Consider the following 17,129-nt stretch of genomic DNA (forward strand, 5'->3'; position numbering starts at 1 on the left):
ATTTTGGAGCCATGGCAATGGAAACGTTTTCACTGGGTCTGCCGAACTCTGCGTGGAGCAGCCCCAACCGGAGCGCCCGATGACCGTCGGCATCAAGGACGTGGCGCGGGCGGCCGGCGTGTCGGTCGCCACCGTGTCGCGGGTTCTCGGCAGCGGTCCGGTCAGCGAGGCGCTGCGCAAGCGGGTGGAGGAGGCGGTTCGCGCCACCGGCTACCGGCCCAACCTGTCGGCCCGGCGGCTGCGGTCGCAGCATTCGCAGACCATCGGTCTGGTCGTCTCCGACATCCGCAACCCGTTCTTCACCGCGGTCGGCCGCGCGGTGGAGGAGGAGGCCTACCGCGCCGGCATGCGGGTGATCCTGTGCAACAGCGACGAGAACCCCGAACGCGAGCGGCTCTATCTCGGCCTGATGCAGGAGGAGCGCATCACCGGCCTGATCTTCGCCCCGACGCGGGCGACGCTGGAGCGGATCGACGGGCTGGGGCTGGATTTCCCCGTGGTGCTGATCGACCGCAGCGGGCCGCCGGGGCTGCATGATTCCGTGGTGCTGGACAACGCGCAGGCCGCCGCCGCGCTGGTGGAGCATCTGTTCGTCCGCGGCTACCGGCGGATCGGCGGGCTGTTCGGCAACACCAGCACCACCGGGATCGAGCGGCACGAGGGCTATCGCGGCGCGCTGGCGGCGCGCGGGCTGCCGGCCAACGCCCGCTTCATCCCGCCCAACGCCGACGCGGCGGAGGAGGCGGTGATGCGCTGGCTTGCCGGACCGGAGCGGCCGGACGCCATCATGGCCAGCAACAGCCTGTTTCTGATGGGGGTGATCAAGGCGATGCGGCGGCTCGGCCTGTCGACCCCCGGCGACCTAGCCGTCGCCGGTTTCGACAACGAGCCGTGGACCGAACTGGTCGGACCCGGCCTGACGGTGGTCGAGCAGCCGGTGGACGAGATCGGCCGTGCGGCGGTCAGCCTGTTGTTCGAGCGGGTGGAGGCGCCGCAGCGTCCCGTCCGCAAGGTGGTTCTGCCGGGCCGTTGCGTGCTGCGCGGTTCGACGGCCGTCGCCGCTGTGGCGCCCGCCGTTTGAGAACCGCATCCGCCGTCCGCGATGGCGGGCATGGCGGACGGGGGCGCGGTCGGTCATCCTCTGCCGACCACGCGCACCCCCTCCGGGGATGGATTTCGAGCTAGCGGCCGACCGGTGCCGCCGCCATCTCCGGTCGCGCCGTCCGCAGGAGCAGCGCTCCGGTGAGAGCGGATGCCACGGAGCCCAGCAGGACGCCAAGCTTCAGGTCGTTCTGCAGGGCCGGCTGGTCCGGAAAGGCCAGCAGGCCGATGAACAGGCTCATGGTGAAGCCGATGCCGCACAGGAGAGAGACGCCGTAGACGTGGCGCCAGGTCGCGTGCGGAGGCAGAGTGGCCCATCCGAGACGGATCACCGCCCATGTCGCGGCAAAGACGCCGGCCTGCTTGCCGAGGAAAAGGCCGAGCGCGATGCCTAGCGGAACGGGCTGGACGAGCGAGGCGGCCGACGTTCCGGCGAACGAGACGCCGGCGTTCGCAAAACCGAAAAGCGGAACGATGGCAAACGTCACCCACGGCGCAAGGGCGTGCTCGAGCGTGTGAAGGGGGGAATCCGGACCGTCCGCGCCCGCGGGGGCCTGGCGCAGCGGGATGGTCAACGCCAGCACGACGCCCGCCAGGGTCGCATGGACGCCGGACCGCAGGATGAGGAACCAGAGAATGGCGCCCAGCGCAAGGTAGGGCGACAAGGCTTTCACACCGAACCGGTTCAGGCCGATCAGGGCCGCTATGACCAGCCCGGCCGCACTGAGCGCCGCGGCGTCCAGGGTTCCGGTGTAGAACACCGCGATGATGAGCACCGCTCCAAGGTCGTCGATGATGGCCAGAGCCGTCAGGAACACCTTGAGCGCCATCGGCACGCGTGGACCGAGCAGGGACAGGACGCCAAGCGCGAAGGCGATGTCGGTTGCGGCCGGGATCGCCCATCCGCTGGGCCGGCCGTCCACGCCGAGATTGCAGGCGAGATAGACCAGGGCCGGGACGATCATGCCGCCGATGGCTGCCGAACCGGGGAGGACACGCCCGGACCAGGTCGAAAGCTGCCCATCGATCGTCTCGCGCTTGATCTCCAGCCCAACCATGAGGAAGAACAGGGCCATCAGCCCGTCATTGATCCAGTGCAGCAGGGAAAGGCCGCCGACATGGGTGTCGAGGCTGTCCGCATACAAGCCGGCGGCCGGCGAATTGGCGACGAACAAGGCCAGCGCCGTGGCGGCCATCAGGACGATGCCGCCTGAGGACGAATTCTCGAGAAACTGGCGGGCAAGGCTGCGGACACCGCGAGGTTGCGGCCTGGATGTTTGATTGGCGGACATGGGAGGGCGCTCTCCGGGCAGGGGTGATCGAGGTCTCCGTATCGGGATTGACCCGGCGCACGCAGCACACGCCGTCTTCGCACTGTCGGTCAGCCGCAGGGAGCGGCCGCGCGCCCCCCAGAAAGCACGTCCGGATGAAAATGGAAAATCGATATCTTCGTTTACTCTTATAGATAAAATCTATAATGTCCCTTCATGCCCCGCATCCAGCAGCTTCGCTATCTCGTCGCCGTTGCCGACACCCTGAGCTTCAGCAGGGCGGCGGAAGCCTGCCACGTGACGCAGCCGACGCTCAGCATGCAGTTGAAGGAGCTTGAGGAGCGGCTGGGCAGCCGGCTGGTCGAGCGGACGCGCGCGCGCGTCATCCTGACTCCCGTCGGCGCGGAGATCGCCCGTCGCGCGCGAAACATCCTGGCCGAGGTGGAGGACATTCGCGAGATCGCCCGCCGCGACGATCCCGACGCCCTTCAGGGAACGCTTCAGATGGGGGTGGTGCAAACCGTGGGTGCCTATGTGCTCTCGCTGGCCATGCCCTCCTTGCGGGAGACCTTCCCGCATCTGCGCATCTTCGTGCGCGAGGATCGGCTGGAAGTCCTGCCGAGAAAACTGTCCGACGGCGTTCATGACGTGCTGCTTCTGCCGGACGATCCCAACCACGCGGACTTCACCGCGGTCCGCCTGATCCGCGAACCCTTGCAGCTGGTGCTTCCCGCGGATCACCGCCTGGCAAGCCGGGAAACGGTGAGCCCGGAGGATCTGTCGGGAGAAACCATTCTGACCATGGAGCGCGGACACCGGCTTCATGACCAGATCGCGAGGCTTTGCAGCGACGTGGGCGCGATTCACGCCCGCGACTACGCCGGCACCACCCTGGACACCCTGCGCCAGATGGTGGCGACCGGAATGGGGCTCTCCCTTCTTCCGGCGCTGTATGTCCGCTCCGACGTCCTCCGCGAGAAGCTGGTCGTCGCGCGTCCCCTGGCCAAGGGCGCCCCCACCCGTGACATCATGATGGTCTGGCGGAATTCGTCCTCCCGCCAGAGCACCTATGCCCTGCTGGCCGAGACCATCCGCGAATGCCTGATTCCCTGGGAGGAGCCGGAGCCGCAACGCTGAGTCAGCCCACGGGCCAAGGGCCATCCTCCCGACGGACGCCGCCGGGGGCGTGAGGGACAACGCTGCCCGGCCCGAACGCCGCGCGGAGATACTCGGCGAAAGCCTCGCTGAGCGGAGGAAGGGTGCGACCGGCCTTGCGGATGATCCTCACCGAGCGGGAGAAGCCGGCGGAGTCGATGGGGCGGGAACGCAGGCCGGGCTCCGCGCCGATCTCGCGGGCCGATCCCGGCAGGATGGTCAGGCCCAGTCCGGCGCGCACCATGGCGACCGCCGTCATCATGTAGGTCGCCTCGCACACCGGCTTGGCGATCAGCCCGGCGTTGAGGAACGCCTCGTCGACAATTTCCCGCACGCTGGTTGCCGGGTCCATCAGCACGAGCGGCAGATCCGCCAGCGTCGCGATGGTCACGCGCGGCAGGCCGGCGACCGGATGGTCCTTCGGGAAGACGACGTGCAGCCGGTCGCTGGCCTCCAGCAGCGTCTCGATGTCCTGTCCTTTCACCTCGCCGCCCATGACACCGAGATCGACCTCTTCGGAACGGACGAGGGCGAGGACGCGGCCGGCGATCACGTCCTTCAGAACGAAGGACGCGCCGGGGTGGCGTTCGCGGAAGGAGCGGATCGCGTCCGGCAGCACCCCGGCGGCGACGGTCGGCAGCGCCGCGACGCGGACGATTCCCCGGCGTTTGGCGGCGATCTCGTGGGTGTCGACCACCACCGCATCCAGGTCGTGGACCATGCGCTGGAACACCGGCAGCAGCTCGCGCCCGACGCGGGTCAGATTCACCGTGCGCGTGTTGCGGTCGAACAGCTTCACGTCCAGCGCCTCCTCCAGGCGGCGGATCTGCACGGTCAGGGTCGGTTGCGCGACGTGGAGCAGGTCGGCGGCGCGCGTGAAACTGTGGGTCTGCGCCACGGCGAGGAAGGCGCGGATTTGGCGCAAGCTGAGATCCATAGCTTATCTCTATTACTGAGATTAAATCTATTCAATTGTTTAACAGAACAATCCCGCCCAGGATAGTCCGCGCAACGACAGGGGGCGCCCCGCCGGCCGAACGGGCCGGCGGGGCGCGAACCGGAAACGTCGAAGGGGGAGGGACATCATGCCGGCTTTCATCGCGGGCGCCGCCGGGGCGATCACGCCTTGCGCCGCGTCCGGCCGCGCGCCGCTCTGAGGACCGTTCTTCATGCACAGCATCAGGATCGGGTCCGGCGCCGGCTATTCCGGCGACCGGATCGAACCGGCCATCGAACTCGCCGAGCGGGGCGGCCTCGACTACCTCGTGTTCGAATGCCTCGCGGAGCGCACCATCGCGCTGGCCCAGCAGGTGCGGCGGCGCGACCCCGACGGCGGCTACGACCCGCTGCTGGCGACCCGTATGGGGGCGGTGCTCGGGCCGTGCCGGCGCAACGGCGTCCGCATCGTCACCAACATGGGGGCGGCCAACCCGCTCGCCGCCGCCGCCGCGACCCGCGCCGTCGCCCGCAGCCTCGGGCTCGACGGCCTGCGGATCGCCGCCGTCACCGGCGACGACGTGCTGGAGGCGGCCCGCGCCGCCGACGTGGCGCTGGAGGAGGGCGGCACGCTGCGCTCGCTCGGCGACCGCGTGCTGTCGGCCAACGCCTACATCGGCGCCTTTCCGATCGCCGAGGCGCTGGCCGCCGGGGCCGACGTGGTGATCACCGGCCGGGCCGCCGACCCGGCGCTGTTCCTCGGGCCGATGGTCCACGCGTTCGGCTGGGCGGCCGACGACTGGGACGCGCTGGGGCGTGGCACCATGGCCGGCCATCTTCTGGAATGCGCCGGGCAGGTCACCGGCGGCTATTTTGCCGATCCGGGGGTGAAGGACGTGCCGGATCTCGCCCGGCTCGGCTTTCCCATCGGCGAGATCCGCGCCGACGGCGAACTGCTGGTGACCAAGCTGCCGGGCACCGGCGGGCGGGTCAGTGCCGCCACCGTGAAGGAGCAGCTCCTCTACGAGATCCACGACCCGGCCCGCTACTACCAGCCCGACGTGGTCGCCGACTTCTCCGGCGCCCATGTCGCGCAGGACGGCCCCGATCGCGTGCGGGTCGGCGGCGGGCGCGGGTCGGCGAAGACCGGCCTGCTGAAGACCTCCATCGGCTACGTCGACAGCTGCATCGGCGAGGGACAGATCTCCTACGCCGGGCCGGGCGCGGTCGAGCGCGGGCGGCTGGCGCTGGACATCGTCCGCGACCGGCTGGCGCTGACCGGGGTGCGGGCCAGCGAGATGCAGTTCGACCTGATCGGGCTGGACGCCTTGCATGGCGACCGGCTGTCGCGCGGCCACGCGCCCTATGAGGTCCGCCTTCGGGTCGCCGGCCGCACGGCGACGCTGGAGGAGGCCGCGCGGATCGGCAACGAGGTCGAGACGCTCTACACCAACGGACCGGCCGGCGGTGGCGGCGCCTGGAAGTCGGCGCGCGAGATCGTTGCCGTCGCCTCCGCCCTGCTGCCGGAGAGCGCCGTCCGCCCCACCTTCACCCTGCTGGAGGCGTGAGCCGTGAAGCTCCGGGACATCGCCCATTCGCGCTCCGGCGACAAGGGCAACATCTCCAACATCTCGGTCATCGCCTTCGACGAGGCCGACTATCCCTTCCTGGCCGAGCATGTGACGGCCGCGCGCGTCGCGGCGCATTTCGACGGGATCGTGACCGGAACGGTCACCCGTTACGAGCTGCCAGCGCTGGGCGCCCTGAATTTCGTCCTGACCGGGGCGCTGGGGGGCGGCGTCACCCGCTCGCTGGCGCTCGACGCCCACGGAAAGGGCATGAGTTCGGCCCTGCTGGATCTCGAACTGCCCGATCTCGAATTGCCGGCCCCCGACCGGCACCCAAACAATCAAAACGGAGGAGAACGCCCATGACGACGCCCTTTTTGAAAACCCTGCTGGCGGCCACCGCCGGCCTCGTCATGACCGCGACGATCCAGGCGCAGGCGGCAGACCCGGTGAAGATCGCCTACAACGGCGACATCTCCGGCTCGCCCTCGGCGGAATCCGGGCAGATCGGCGTGCTCGGCATCGGTGCCGCCGTGGAGGACATCAACAAGCGCGGCGGCGTGCTCGGCCGGCCGCTGGAGTTCCTGATCCGCGACGATCTCGGCCAGCCGCCCAAGGCCATCCAGAACATGACCGACCTGATCGACCGCGAGAAGGTCTCGGTCGTCTTCGGCCCGACCAACTCCGGCAATGCGCTGGCCTGGAAGCACATCGCCAACCAGAAGAAGATGCCGGTGCTGGTCTCCAGCGCGTCGAGCACGGCGATCACCGAGGGACCGGCCAGCGGCAATTACCTGTTCCGCGTCTCGATGGTCGATCGCGAGCAGGCCGCCGCCCTGCTGGCCTACGTCAAGAAGAACCCCGAGGCGAAATCGGTCGGCTTCTTCGTCGAGACCACCGGCTACGGGCAGGCCGGGCTGAAGGATCTGGAGCAGATCGCCGCCCTGCACGGCATCAAGCCCGCCGCCACCGAGAAGTTCGACGCGCGCGACACCGACATGACCTCGCAGCTTGCCAAGGCCAAGGCGGCCGGGGTGGACACGCTGGTGGTCTGGGCGCAGGCCGCCCCGCTCGGCCATCTGGTGCGCAGCATGGAGAAGCTTGACTATTTCCCCAAGGTCTTCACCACCTGGGCGGCCTCCTTCAGCGGCTTCCCCGAGGTGGCCGGACCGAAGCTGATGGAATGGCCGGTCTTCCTCACCACGTCGAGCGAGCGCAAGTCGGACGCCTCCAAGGCGCTGTTCGAGCGGATCGGCCCGAAGCTGGCCAACCCGTCGATGTTCTGGGCGGCGAGCCAGGCCTACGACACGGTGCTGCTGTGGGCCGCCGCCGCCGAGCAGGCCGGCAGCCTGAAGGGCGAGGAGGTGCGCGGCGCCCTGGAATCCCTGAACAAGCCGGTCGCCGGCATGGTCAAGACCTACGAGAAGCCCTTCTCCACCGCCCAGCACGAGGGGCTGACCGCCTCCGACTACCACTGGTCGCGCTGGAAGGACGGCAAGGTCGTCGATTTCAACGACCCGGTCCTCGACGGGCTGCAACCGGCGGACTTCAAGAAGTGAGGCGGTCGGCGCATCGCGACAGGGGCCATCGGGACGGGAATTGACACCATGCTGCAAGCCATCATCGGCGGGCTGACGCTGGGCAGCGTCTACGCCCTGATCGCCCTCGGCTTCAACCTGACCTACACCACCACCCGGACGCTGAACTTCGCGCAGGGCGATTTCGTGTCGGTCGGGGCCTTCGTCGGGCTGGGGACGGTGGGGGTGCTCACCGCGGCGCTCGGCGCCGACGCCGTCGGCTATGTCTGGTTCTACGCGCTGGCGGCGGTCGCCGCGGCGCTGGCGATGGGGGTGCTGGGGCTGCCGCTCTATCTCGCGGCGATCCGTCCCTTCGCCGGCAAGCCGGGCATGTCCTGGGTGGTCAGCACCATCGGCTTCGGCATCGTCCTGCAAAGCGCGGCGCTGTCGCTGTGGGGGCTGGGGGCGCGGATGCTGGCGCCGCCCTTCGGCGACGAGGTGTTCCGCGTCGGCGAGGTCGGCTTCCGCTCGCAGGAGCTGGTGGTGATGGCGCTGGCCTTCGCCATCCTCGGCGGCTTCGACATCGCGATGCGCCGCACGGCGCTCGGCCGCTGCATGCGGGCGGTGGCGCTGAACCGCGACGCCGCCGCCCTGATGGGCATCGACGTGCCCCGCGTCATGGCCCTGGCCTTCCTCGCCAGCTCCGCGCTTGCCGGACTGAGCGGGGTTCTGGTCGCCCCGATCCTGTCGGCCTCCCTCTTCATGGGGGTCATCATCGCCCTGAAGGGCTTTTCCGCCGCCATCATCGGCGGCCTGACCAATCCGCGCGGCTGCATGGCCGGCGGCCTTCTGATCGGTCTGGTCGAATCCCTCACGGCCCTGTGGAGCGCGCAATGGCGGGAAATCATGGTCTTCCTCTTGGTCATTCTGGTGCTGGCCATGGCGCCCAACGGGATGTTCGGCCGCAAGCTGGTGGAAAAGGTATGAGGACCGAGACCGCAACCCGGCCGGCGCCGTTCCGCCCCGCGATCCTGCGCGCGGTTCCGGCGCTGGGCGTCGGCGCCGCGCTGGTGGCGCTCGCCCTGACGCTGACCAACGACTTCCACCTCTACGTCGCCTTCATGGCCGGCGTGTATTACCTCTGCGCTTCCGGCATGAACGTGCTGGCCGGCTACGCCGGACAAAAATCGCTGGGGCAGGCCGGGCTGTTCGCGGCCGGCGCCTATACGGTGGCGCTGCTGACCACCCGGCTGGAGGTTTCGCCGGTGCTGGCGCTGGCCGCCGCCCCCATCGTCGCCGCCGGGGTCGGCGTGCTGATCGCCCTGCCGTCGCTGCGGGTCAAGGGGCCGAGCCTCGCCCTGGTGACGCTGGCCTTCGGGCTGGTCGTCGAGAAGCTGGTGACGGAGTGGACCGACCTGTTCGGCGGGGCGCAGGGCGTCTACGGCATCGCGCCCCTGGAGTTCCAGGGCGAGCCCTTCGCGCTGCGCCACTGGGTGGTGCTGGTGATCGTGCTGGCGGTGGCGACGCATCTGCTGCTCGGCCATCTGCTGAACGGGCGGTTCGGCCGCGCCCTGCTGGCCTTGCAGAGCGACGAGATCGCCGCCGAGTGCGCGGGCATCTCGGTCTACCGCTACAAGATCCTGGCCTTCGTCGTGGCCGCCGCGCTGTGTGGGCTGGGCGGCGCGCTGGTGGCCCAGCAGAACCAGTATTTCAACTCCGACTTCGTGACCTTCCACCTGTCGGTCTTCATCCTGTTGCTGGTGCTGCTCGGCGGGGCAGGCAACCTGTACGGTCCCATCGCCGGGGCGGCCATTCTGACGGCGACCGAGGTGTTCCTGGCGCAATGGCCGTCGGTGCAGCATTTCATCTACGGCTCGATGCTGCTGTTCGCGCTCTACCTGATGCCGACCGGGGTCGCCGGGACCATCGGACGCTTTCTGCCGCGCAAGGCGGTTGCCGAACCGATGGCCCGACTGGCGGTGGCCGGCGCGCCGCCGGCCCTGAGCCGGACCACGGACGATCCGGCCGGCGGGCCGCTGCTGGAGATGCACGGTATCGGCAAGGCGTTCGGCGGGGTGGTGACGGCCGACAAGGTCGGGCTGCGGCTGCACGCCCACCGGGTCCACGCGCTGATCGGCCCGAACGGCGCCGGCAAGAGCACGCTCATCAACATCCTGACCGGCGTCATCCCGGCGGATTCCGGCAGCATCCGGCTGGCCGGCGAGGACATCACCCGCGCCAGCCCCCATTCCCGCGCCGCCGGGGGCATCGCCCGCACCTTCCAGAACCTGCGCCTGTTCGGGGCGATGACGGTGCTCGACAACGTGCTGGTCGGCGCCCACGCCCGCATCGGCGCCACCGGCCGCGAGGCAGAGGCCGTCGCCAAGGCCGCCGCCGTGCTGGAGTTCGTCGGGCTGGCCGAGCACGCCCAGGCGCTGGCCGGCAGCCTTCCCTATGGCCTGCAACGGCGGGTTGAGCTGGCCCGCGCGCTGGCCGGCGACCCGGTGCTGCTGCTGCTCGACGAGCCGGCCGCCGGCCTGAACCCGCGCGAGACGGCGGAACTGGGCCAGCTCATCAAGCGCATCGGCCGGCTCGGCGTCGCGGTGCTGATGGTGGAGCACGACATGGGGCTGGTGATGGGGATCTCCGACGAGATCGTCGTGCTTGACCGGGGCGTCGTCATCGCCGAGGGCACCCCGCGGGACATCCAGACCAACCCCCGCGTCATCGAAGCCTATCTCGGCCGCGAGGAAGCCCCGGCGGACGGCGAGGCCGACGGCAAGGAGGAGGAGCGCGCATGCTGACCGTCACCGACCTGAACGTCTCCTACGGCCCGATCCGCGCGCTGCGCGGCGTGTCGATGCGGGTCGGCGCGGGCGAGATCGTCGCCCTGATCGGCGCCAACGGCGCCGGCAAGAGCAGCCTGCTGCGCGGCATCACCGGCCTCGTCCCGGCCACCGGCCAAGTGCTGTTCAAGGACGCTCCCATCGGCGGGCTGACCACGCCGCAGCGGGTGGCGCTGGGCATCGCCATGGCGCCCGAGGGCCGGCAGGTCTTCACCGACCAGACCGTGCACGAGAATCTGCTGCTCGGCGGCCATCTGCTGCGCCGGCAGCCGCAGCGGGTCGAGGCCAACATCGCCCGCTTCTACGATCTGTTCCCCCGGCTGCGCGAGCGGCGCGAGCAGATCGCCGGCACGCTGAGCGGCGGCGAGCAGCAGATGCTCGCCATCGCCCGCGCCCTGATGTCGGAGCCGTCGCTGCTGATCCTCGACGAGCCGTCGCTGGGCCTGGCGCCGATCGTCACCGCCGACATCTTCAAGACTCTGGGCCGCCTGCGCGGCGACGGCATGACCATCCTGCTGGTCGAGCAGATGGCCAACCAGGCGCTGGCCATCGCCGATCGCGCCTATGTGCTGGAAGGCGGGTCGGTGGTGCTGGAGGGCGCCGCCGGCGCCCTGCGCCGCGACCCGCGCATCCGCGAAGCCTATCTGGGCGGCGACTTCGCCCACCGCGCCGCCTGACCGGCGGCCTCTTCCCCTCTTCCTGATTCGGATACCCATCATGACGACGCCTTCCTACGACTGCTTCATCGACGGCGCGTGGCGCCCGGCGCAATCCGGCCGGACGCTGGAGGTTCTCGACCCCGCCGACGGCGCGGTGCTGGCGACCATCGCGCGCGGCGAAGCGGGCGACATCGACGAGGCGGTGCGCGCCGCCCGCGCCGCCCTGCCGGGCTGGGCCGACTGCGTGCCGGTGCAGCGCGGGCGCGTGCTGTCGGCCATCGCCCGCCGCATCCTGGAGGAGAAGGACCGCCTCGCCCGCATCGAGAGCCAGGACACCGGCAAGCCGCTGGCCCAGGCGCAGGCCGACGCGGTCGCCGCCGCCCGCTTCTTCGAGTATTACGCCGGCGTCGCCGACAAGGTTCTCGGCACCTCCATCCCGCTCGGCCCCGACTACCACGACTTCACGGTGCGCGAGGCGCTGGGGGTGACGGCGCAGATCGTGCCGTGGAACTACCCGTTGCAGATCGCCGCGCGCGGCCTCGCCCCGGCGCTCGCCACCGGCAACACGGTGGTGCTGAAGCCGGCGGAACTCGCGTGCCTCAGCGTTCTGGAGCTGACCCGTATCTGCCACGAGGAGGGGCTGCCGGCCGGCGTGCTCAACGTCGTCCCCGGCCTGGGGCATGAGGCCGGGGCGGCGCTGGCGGCGCACCCGGACGTCAATCTGGTGGTCTTCACCGGCTCGGTGGCGACCGGCTCGCAGGTGATGCGCGCGGCGGCGGAGAACATCGTCCCGGTGCTGCTGGAACTGGGCGGCAAGTCGCCCAACATCGTGCTGGCCGACGCCGACCTCGACGAGGCGGTTCCGGTGCTCATCAAGGCGGCCTTCCCCAACTCCGGCCAGACCTGCTCGGCCGGCTCGCGCGTGCTGGTGCAGCGCGCGGTGCACCGCGAACTGGTGGAGCGTCTGGCGGCGCGCTGCCGCGAACTGACGGTCGGCTCCGGTTTGCAGAACCCCGACATCGGCGCGCTGGTCAGCCGCGCCCAGCAGGGCAGGGTGCTGGACTACATCCGCATCGGCCGCGACGAGGGCGCCGAGGTCATCACCGGCGGCACGCCGCTGCCGGGTGTCGATCTCGACCAGGGCAACTTCGTGGCGCCGACCCTGCTCGACGGCGCCCGGCCGGAGATGCGCGTCCACCGCGAGGAGATCTTCGGCCCGGTGCTGACCATCCTGCCCTTCGACGAGGTCGAGGAGGCGGCGGCGCTTGCCAATTCCACCGATTACGGGCTGGTCGCCGGCATCTGGGGGCGCGACGTCGGCACCACCAACTGGTTGGCCCGCACCGTCAAGGCCGGACAGATCTTCATCAACTGCTACGGCGCCGGCGGCGGGGTGGAACTGCCCTTCGGCGGCTACCGCAAGTCCGGCTTCGGGCGGGAGAAGGGGCTCGACGCCCTGCTGTCCTACACGCAGGTGAAGAACATCTGCACCCGCGTCGCGCTGCGCCGCTCCTGAGCGTTCCGTTTCACGAGGGTTTTTCCATGTCCTTTCCCGCCGTGTCCTCCTTCTCCTGCCCGACCAGGATCGTCTTCGGTGTCGGCGCCCACGAACAGCTCGCCGCCGTGCTCGGCGAATGGAAGGCGACGCGCCTGTTCGTGCTGCTCGATCCGGCGCTGGCGAACAGCGCGATCTTCCACCGGGTCGGGGCCATCCTGGCCGAAAGCGGTGTCACCCTGTCGGTCTTCACCGGCATCGAGCCGGAACCGGGCGACCGGACGGTGCACGCCGCCTTCGACCTCTGCCGCGCGTCGGAGGCGCAGGCGCTGCTGGCGATCGGCGGCGGCAGCACCATCGACGTGGCGAAGGCGGTCGGCATCCTGATGACCAATGGCGGCCGCATCGCCGATTACGAGGGCATCGAGGCGTTCGCCCGGCCACCATTGCCGCTGATCGCCGTGCCCACCACCGCCGGCACCGGGGCGGAGGTGTCGGGCGCCTGCGTCATCACCGACAGCGCGCGCAAGACCAAGATGGCGATCCGCCACGCCGCCTTCCTGCCGGCGCAGGTCGCCATCCTCGACCCGCTCGCCGTCGGCTCGATGCCGGCGCACGTCGCCGCCCACGCCGGGATCGACGCCTTCGTCCACGCCTTCGAATCCTACCTGTCCAAGCGGGCGACCGCGTTTTCCGACGCGGTGAACCTGCACGCGATGACGCTGATCGCCGGCAGCATCCGCCGCTTCGTCGCCGACCGCACCGACGAGGCGGCGGCGCTCGACATGCTGTGCGGCTCGGCGCTGGCGGCGATGTCCTTCGGCGTCACCGGGCTCGGCAACGTGCATTGCATGGCGATGTCGGTGGGGGCGCTGTTCCCGGTGCCGCACGGGCTGGCCAACGCGGTGTGCCTGCCCACCGCCGCCGCCTTCAACGTCCCGGCCAAGCCGGAGCGCTACGCGCGCATCGCGGCCATTCTCGGGGCGGAGGTCGCCGGACGGACGGAGGCGGAGGCCGGGGAGCTGGCGGTCGGCGCTTTGCGGACTCTCTGCGCGGATCTCGCCATCCCGCCGCGCCTGCGCGACGTGGGCGTGACCGAGGATAAACTCGACGAGATGGCCCGGCGAAGCTTCGCGGCGGACTACAACCGCTGGAATCCGCGCCACACCAGCGAGGAGGATTTCCGCACCCTGTTCCGTTCCGCCTTCTGATTCGCGTCCCGGCCTGACGGGAGGCGGAAGCCGGCGCGCAGATTCCGCTGGATCGGGCGGGGGGCATGAGTCTTCATGTCCCGCCCGACCCATGACCGGATCCGCGCCCCATATCATGACCCTCGATGAACTCGGCCCCCGCCTCTGCATCCTGGGACCGTCGAACAGCGGCAAGTCCACGCTGGCGGTGGCGATCGGGCGCGCGCGCGGCCTGCCGCCGGTCCACCTCGACCAGCTTTATCACCGGCCGAACACCGACTGGCAACCCCGGCCGGTGGAAGAGTTCGTCGCCCTGCACGACGCAGCGATCGCCGGCGCGGGCTGGGTCATGGACGGCAACTATTCCCGCTGCCTGCCGCAGCGGCTGGAGCGGGCGACGGGCGTCATCATGCTCAACGTCTCCACCCCAACCAGCCTGTTTCGCTACCTGCGCCGGTCCTGGTTCGAGCGCGATCGCCGCGGCGGGCTTGAAGGCGCCCGCGACAGCGTGAAGTGGGGGATGATCCGCCACATCACCGTCATCACCCCCGGAAACCGCAGGCGCAACCGGGAGACGTTCGACCACATCGTCCTGCCGAAAATCCGGCTGGAAACGGCGCGCGATCTGGTCCGCTTTTACCGCTCCGAAGGGCTCGAACGATAGAGACGGCGTGTGGCGGCGCCAACTCAGCCCAGGTCGAGGCCGGCGAGCCAGTCGGCGAAGAGGCGGCCTCCCGCTTCGCGCAGCCCCGGCCCATGCCGTCCGCTGTCGGCCCGCAGCGTGCGGGGATCCAGACCGGCGGCGGCGATTTCGCAGGCATGGCCGATCAGCCAGCGCTCGATGTCCGCCCCGTCGACCTCGCCGTGAAATTGCAGGCCGAGCGCGTTGCGTCCCAGCGCGAAGGCCTGGTTCATGCACGGCTCCGTCGAAGCGAGGCGTTCGGCCCCGGCCGGCAGGTCGAAGGTGTCGCCGTGCCAATGCAGCACGGCCGCGCCGTCGAGATGGACGAGCGGCGAGGCGCGTCCGGCCGGCGTGAGGGCGAGCGGCGCCCAGCCGATCTCCTTGGCCGGTCCCGGATAGACACGCGCGCCGAGCGCCCGCGCCATCAACTGCGCGCCCAGGCAGACGCCGAGCGTCGGCCGGCCGGCCGCGAGCCGCCGTTCGAGAAGGCGCAGTTCGTCGGCGAGAAACGGATAGCGGTCATCCTCGTAGGCCCCGATCGGTCCGCCGAGCACGACGAGAAGGTCGGGCGCCAGCGGCTCCATGTCCCGCAGGTCGTCGCTGCCGGCGTCGCGGATCTGCGGCGTGCAGCCGGCTTGGCGCAGGACCGGCTCGATGATCCCGAGCCCTTCGAAGGCGATGTGGCGGATGGCGACGGCGGTCAACGGCATGGTGTTTCTCCTGCGGTGGTGGCGACGGCGGCCGGACGGTGGGGCGTCCGGCCGCCGCAAGGCGTCGGGCTGGGGCGTCAGGCGGTGCGCGAGAGCGTCACCCCTGGGAAGTCGACCGGCACGTCGAAGGCGACGTTGACATAGTTCGTAAAGAGATTCAGCGCGACATGGGCCAGGATCTCGACGATCGCCTCGTCGTCGAAGCCGGCCGCGCGCAGGGCCTCGACGTCGGTCGCATCGACCGCCGCGCGGCTCTCGACGACCTTGACCGCGAAGGCGAGCGCTGCGGCCGTCCTCGGATCGGCCGAGTGGCCCCGTTGTGCGTCGGCCATCTCCCCGTCGGTCGCCCCGGCCCTGCGCCCGAGCGCGGTGTGGGCGGCGAGGCAATAATTGCAGTCGTTGCGGTCGGCGACCGCCACGGCGATCTGCTCGCCGAGCTTCGGGCCGATCTTGCCCTGGCCGAGCGCGCCGAACGAGCCCCACAGGCTGGCGAGGGCGGCGGGCGAGTTCGCGACGGCCTTGAACATGTTCGGAACGACGCCGAAGGCACCCTGGATCCGGTCGAGCGTCGGCTTGACGGCGGCGGAGGACGAGGCTGGATCGACGAGGTTGACGTGTGCCATGATGGATTTTCCTTCTCTGTGCTTGGAGGGGGAGTTTTGGGCGGTCCGGCGATGGCAGTCGTCGGGCCGCTTTCCAATTCCGGCGTTACCGGCCGGGAACGACCTTGCCGGGCAGCGACAGGTTGCCGGAGGCGACCTTGTGGATGCCGGTGACGCAGAGCAGCGGCGTGTGCAGGTTGGCGTTGACCCGCAGGCCGGCGGTCACGCCGTCGAACGAGGCGGTCGCGATGGCGCCGAACGTTTCCAGCGGGATGTGGACCTCGACGAGATCGGCCTCGAGATCGGTCCTGTATTCGGGGCTGTCGATCAGGAGCGGAACCCCGGGCCATGTTTCGGGCAGCTTCGGCCTCGCGCCCTCGGGTATGTCCTTGACCTTCAGGCCGCCGGGGCAGGCCCTGTCCTCGCCGAGGACGACCCAGTGCGGGTGCCAGCGGTCGCGGTTCCTGCCGCCATGGGCGGCGTCGTCAAAGTCGGGATGGAAGGTGACGGCGAGGGCGAGGATGCCCTGGTCCTTCTCGAAGCCAGCTTCGGCGGAGTTCAGGGATGTCGGCCAGACATAGGCGTAGACCTCCGCCCCCTCGAACGTGCCGGTGGCCCGCGGCGTCGCCTTGCCGGCGTCCGCCCGGACGCGCGTGCGGAAGACGGCGTGGCCGTGATCGGTGACGATGCGCGTTTCGATGATGTCGAACGAGGCCATGACGGCCTGGTTGGCCGGCGTCTCGATCCCGTGGGCGGCGGCTTCGGCCGACAGGCCGCAGAGCGCCGCCGCCACGAGGCCGAGGCCCCGTGGAGTCCACAGTGTCATGATTCTGTTCTCCTTCTGATGGTTGGGCTTGGAGGGGCGGCTATCCCGTGAAGGCCGTCCAGGTGGCAGCCTGGACGGCGGGATCGGCCGCTTCGTGTTCGCCGCAATCGAGTCTGAGATCCCGGTCGCCGATCGCAGCGTTCACAAAGGCGCAGTGATGAGGGTTGGTCTCGCCCGGATGGGCGTGCGGCCGGAAGTGGCGGCAGGTCACGCACAGGCGCTGGAGAGGGATGGCGCCAGCCTGTTGAAGGGTGCGGATGATCTTGACCTGGGCAAGCAGCAGGTCGGCCTGTTCGTCCGCCGAGAGACCCGCCAGCGCCGTCGTGACCTGCGAGGTGGCCGAGGCGAGGCGGCGTCCCAGTTCGCGCCCCCCGTCTGTCAGGCGGGCGATGACGGCCCGCGCGTCGGCGGGATCGGGCGTGCGCCGCAGCAGGGCCTTGCGTTCGAGCGCGGACAGCGTGTCGGCCATGCTGGCGGCCGACACCGCCAGATGCGCGGCAATCTCCTTGGGCCGAAGCCCGGTGGGGCGCGCTGCCAGCAGAGCCAGCACCTGTGCCTGGGTCGGGTTGAG

At 70.2% G+C, this 17,129-nt stretch carries 17 protein-coding genes (1 of these 17 cut by a window edge); 11 read left to right on the top strand and 6 right to left on the bottom strand.

Going from position 1 to position 17,129, the window contains the following annotated elements:
* The first annotated feature begins 79 nt into the window (after positions 1-79).
* Positions 80-1,081, top strand: coding sequence for a LacI family DNA-binding transcriptional regulator (locus tag JN22_RS32875; protein WP_085558126.1), 1,002 nt, complete (start codon positions 80-82; stop codon positions 1,079-1,081).
* Between the two features lie 100 nt (positions 1,082-1,181).
* Here the strand turns inward: JN22_RS32875 and nhaA are convergent, their stop codons facing one another.
* Positions 1,182-2,393 (bottom strand): Na+/H+ antiporter NhaA, encoded by a 1,212-nt coding sequence (nhaA, locus tag JN22_RS32880; protein ID WP_085558127.1) that lies wholly within the window; start codon positions 2,391-2,393, stop codon positions 1,182-1,184.
* 195 nt (positions 2,394-2,588) lie between these two features.
* Here nhaA and JN22_RS32885 point away from each other — a divergent pair, with 195 nt between their 5' ends.
* Positions 2,589-3,509 carry a LysR substrate-binding domain-containing protein gene (locus JN22_RS32885; RefSeq protein WP_085558128.1) on the top strand — a complete coding sequence of 307 codons (921 nt, stop codon included), beginning with the start codon at positions 2,589-2,591 and terminating at the stop codon, positions 3,507-3,509.
* Between the two features lies 1 nt (position 3,510).
* On the opposite strand, the gene JN22_RS32890 is transcribed toward JN22_RS32885, so the two are convergent.
* The gene (locus JN22_RS32890; RefSeq protein WP_085558129.1) at positions 3,511-4,464 is read right to left on the bottom strand and encodes a LysR family transcriptional regulator; all 954 of its coding nucleotides are present in this window, start codon (positions 4,462-4,464) and stop codon (positions 3,511-3,513) included.
* Positions 4,465-4,696: 232 nt separating this feature from the next.
* On the opposite strand from JN22_RS32890, the gene JN22_RS32895 reads away from it, so the two are divergent.
* The 9 genes from JN22_RS32895 to JN22_RS32935 all read left to right on the top strand — a co-directional run bounded on the left by JN22_RS32895 (position 4,697) and on the right by JN22_RS32935 (position 14,402).
* The gene (locus JN22_RS32895) at positions 4,697-6,031 is read left to right on the top strand and encodes an acyclic terpene utilization AtuA family protein (RefSeq protein WP_085558130.1); all 1,335 of its coding nucleotides are present in this window, start codon (positions 4,697-4,699) and stop codon (positions 6,029-6,031) included.
* Between the two features lie 3 nt (positions 6,032-6,034).
* On the top strand, positions 6,035-6,397 hold the full coding sequence (locus JN22_RS32900) for an AtuA-related protein (RefSeq protein ID WP_085558131.1): 363 nt from the start codon (positions 6,035-6,037) through the stop codon (positions 6,395-6,397).
* The gene (locus tag JN22_RS32905) at positions 6,394-7,590 is read left to right on the top strand and encodes an ABC transporter substrate-binding protein (RefSeq protein ID WP_085558132.1); all 1,197 of its coding nucleotides are present in this window, start codon (positions 6,394-6,396) and stop codon (positions 7,588-7,590) included. The genes JN22_RS32900 and JN22_RS32905 overlap by 4 nt, the downstream gene beginning before the upstream one ends.
* 48 nt (positions 7,591-7,638) lie before the next feature.
* On the top strand, positions 7,639-8,535 hold the full coding sequence (locus JN22_RS32910; RefSeq protein WP_085558133.1) for a branched-chain amino acid ABC transporter permease: 897 nt from the start codon (positions 7,639-7,641) through the stop codon (positions 8,533-8,535).
* Entirely contained in the window at positions 8,532-10,352 is a 1,821-nt protein-coding gene (locus JN22_RS32915; protein WP_085558134.1) for a branched-chain amino acid ABC transporter ATP-binding protein/permease, read from the top strand. The genes JN22_RS32910 and JN22_RS32915 overlap by 4 nt, the downstream gene beginning before the upstream one ends.
* Positions 10,346-11,071 (top strand): ABC transporter ATP-binding protein, encoded by a 726-nt coding sequence (locus tag JN22_RS32920; RefSeq protein WP_085558135.1) that lies wholly within the window; start codon positions 10,346-10,348, stop codon positions 11,069-11,071. Before JN22_RS32915 ends, JN22_RS32920 begins: the two co-directional genes overlap by 7 nt.
* A gap of 40 nt (positions 11,072-11,111) precedes the next feature.
* On the top strand, positions 11,112-12,569 hold the full coding sequence (locus tag JN22_RS32925; protein WP_085558136.1) for an aldehyde dehydrogenase family protein: 1,458 nt from the start codon (positions 11,112-11,114) through the stop codon (positions 12,567-12,569).
* A 26-nt stretch (positions 12,570-12,595) separates the two neighbouring features.
* On the top strand, positions 12,596-13,759 hold the full coding sequence (locus JN22_RS32930; RefSeq protein ID WP_085558137.1) for an iron-containing alcohol dehydrogenase: 1,164 nt from the start codon (positions 12,596-12,598) through the stop codon (positions 13,757-13,759).
* A 115-nt stretch (positions 13,760-13,874) separates the two neighbouring features.
* On the top strand, positions 13,875-14,402 hold the full coding sequence (locus JN22_RS32935; RefSeq protein ID WP_085558421.1) for a P-loop NTPase family protein: 528 nt from the start codon (positions 13,875-13,877) through the stop codon (positions 14,400-14,402).
* Between the two features lie 23 nt (positions 14,403-14,425).
* Here the strand turns inward: JN22_RS32935 and JN22_RS32940 are convergent, their stop codons facing one another.
* The 4 genes from JN22_RS32940 to JN22_RS32955 all read right to left on the bottom strand — a co-directional run.
* Entirely contained in the window at positions 14,426-15,130 is a 705-nt protein-coding gene (locus JN22_RS32940) for a glutamine amidotransferase (RefSeq protein ID WP_085558138.1), read from the bottom strand.
* A gap of 77 nt (positions 15,131-15,207) precedes the next feature.
* A complete protein-coding gene (locus tag JN22_RS32945; RefSeq protein WP_085558139.1) occupies positions 15,208-15,753 on the bottom strand; it encodes a carboxymuconolactone decarboxylase family protein in 546 nt (181 codons plus the stop codon).
* A gap of 85 nt (positions 15,754-15,838) precedes the next feature.
* Complete coding sequence (locus JN22_RS32950) at positions 15,839-16,558, bottom strand: hypothetical protein (protein ID WP_085558140.1); 720 nt, start codon at positions 16,556-16,558, stop codon at positions 15,839-15,841.
* A gap of 40 nt (positions 16,559-16,598) precedes the next feature.
* Positions 16,599-17,129, bottom strand: the 3' portion of a protein-coding gene (locus tag JN22_RS32955; RefSeq protein ID WP_143269009.1) for a MarR family winged helix-turn-helix transcriptional regulator. It continues 111 nt past the right edge of the window; the window shows 531 of its 642 coding nt (coding positions 112-642); its start codon lies off the right edge, out of view — the gene reads right to left on this strand; the stop codon is at positions 16,599-16,601.

It is taken from the genome of Azospirillum agricola (genome assembly GCF_020005195.1).
In the GTDB taxonomy this organism is placed as follows: domain Bacteria; phylum Pseudomonadota; class Alphaproteobacteria; order Azospirillales; family Azospirillaceae; genus Azospirillum; species Azospirillum agricola.

What these genes read in the sequence shown, in the direction of transcription:
- JN22_RS32875 (WP_085558126.1), top strand. Translation starts at nt 80, where the DNA reads ATGACCGTCGGCATCAAGGACGTGGCGCGGGCGGCCGGCGTGTCGGTC.
- nhaA (WP_085558127.1), bottom strand. Translation starts at nt 2,393, where the DNA reads ATGTCCGCCAATCAAACATCCAGGCCGCAACCTCGCGGTGTCCGCAGC.
- JN22_RS32885 (WP_085558128.1), top strand. Translation starts at nt 2,589, where the DNA reads ATGCCCCGCATCCAGCAGCTTCGCTATCTCGTCGCCGTTGCCGACACC.
- JN22_RS32890 (WP_085558129.1), bottom strand. Translation starts at nt 4,464, where the DNA reads ATGGATCTCAGCTTGCGCCAAATCCGCGCCTTCCTCGCCGTGGCGCAG.
- JN22_RS32895 (WP_085558130.1), top strand. Translation starts at nt 4,697, where the DNA reads ATGCACAGCATCAGGATCGGGTCCGGCGCCGGCTATTCCGGCGACCGG.
- JN22_RS32905 (WP_085558132.1), top strand. Translation starts at nt 6,394, where the DNA reads ATGACGACGCCCTTTTTGAAAACCCTGCTGGCGGCCACCGCCGGCCTC.
- JN22_RS32910 (WP_085558133.1), top strand. Translation starts at nt 7,639, where the DNA reads ATGCTGCAAGCCATCATCGGCGGGCTGACGCTGGGCAGCGTCTACGCC.
- JN22_RS32915 (WP_085558134.1), top strand. Translation starts at nt 8,532, where the DNA reads ATGAGGACCGAGACCGCAACCCGGCCGGCGCCGTTCCGCCCCGCGATC.
- JN22_RS32920 (WP_085558135.1), top strand. Translation starts at nt 10,346, where the DNA reads ATGCTGACCGTCACCGACCTGAACGTCTCCTACGGCCCGATCCGCGCG.
- JN22_RS32925 (WP_085558136.1), top strand. Translation starts at nt 11,112, where the DNA reads ATGACGACGCCTTCCTACGACTGCTTCATCGACGGCGCGTGGCGCCCG.
- JN22_RS32930 (WP_085558137.1), top strand. Translation starts at nt 12,596, where the DNA reads ATGTCCTTTCCCGCCGTGTCCTCCTTCTCCTGCCCGACCAGGATCGTC.
- JN22_RS32935 (WP_085558421.1), top strand. Translation starts at nt 13,875, where the DNA reads ATGACCCTCGATGAACTCGGCCCCCGCCTCTGCATCCTGGGACCGTCG.
- JN22_RS32940 (WP_085558138.1), bottom strand. Translation starts at nt 15,130, where the DNA reads ATGCCGTTGACCGCCGTCGCCATCCGCCACATCGCCTTCGAAGGGCTC.
- JN22_RS32945 (WP_085558139.1), bottom strand. Translation starts at nt 15,753, where the DNA reads ATGGCACACGTCAACCTCGTCGATCCAGCCTCGTCCTCCGCCGCCGTC.
- JN22_RS32950 (WP_085558140.1), bottom strand. Translation starts at nt 16,558, where the DNA reads ATGACACTGTGGACTCCACGGGGCCTCGGCCTCGTGGCGGCGGCGCTC.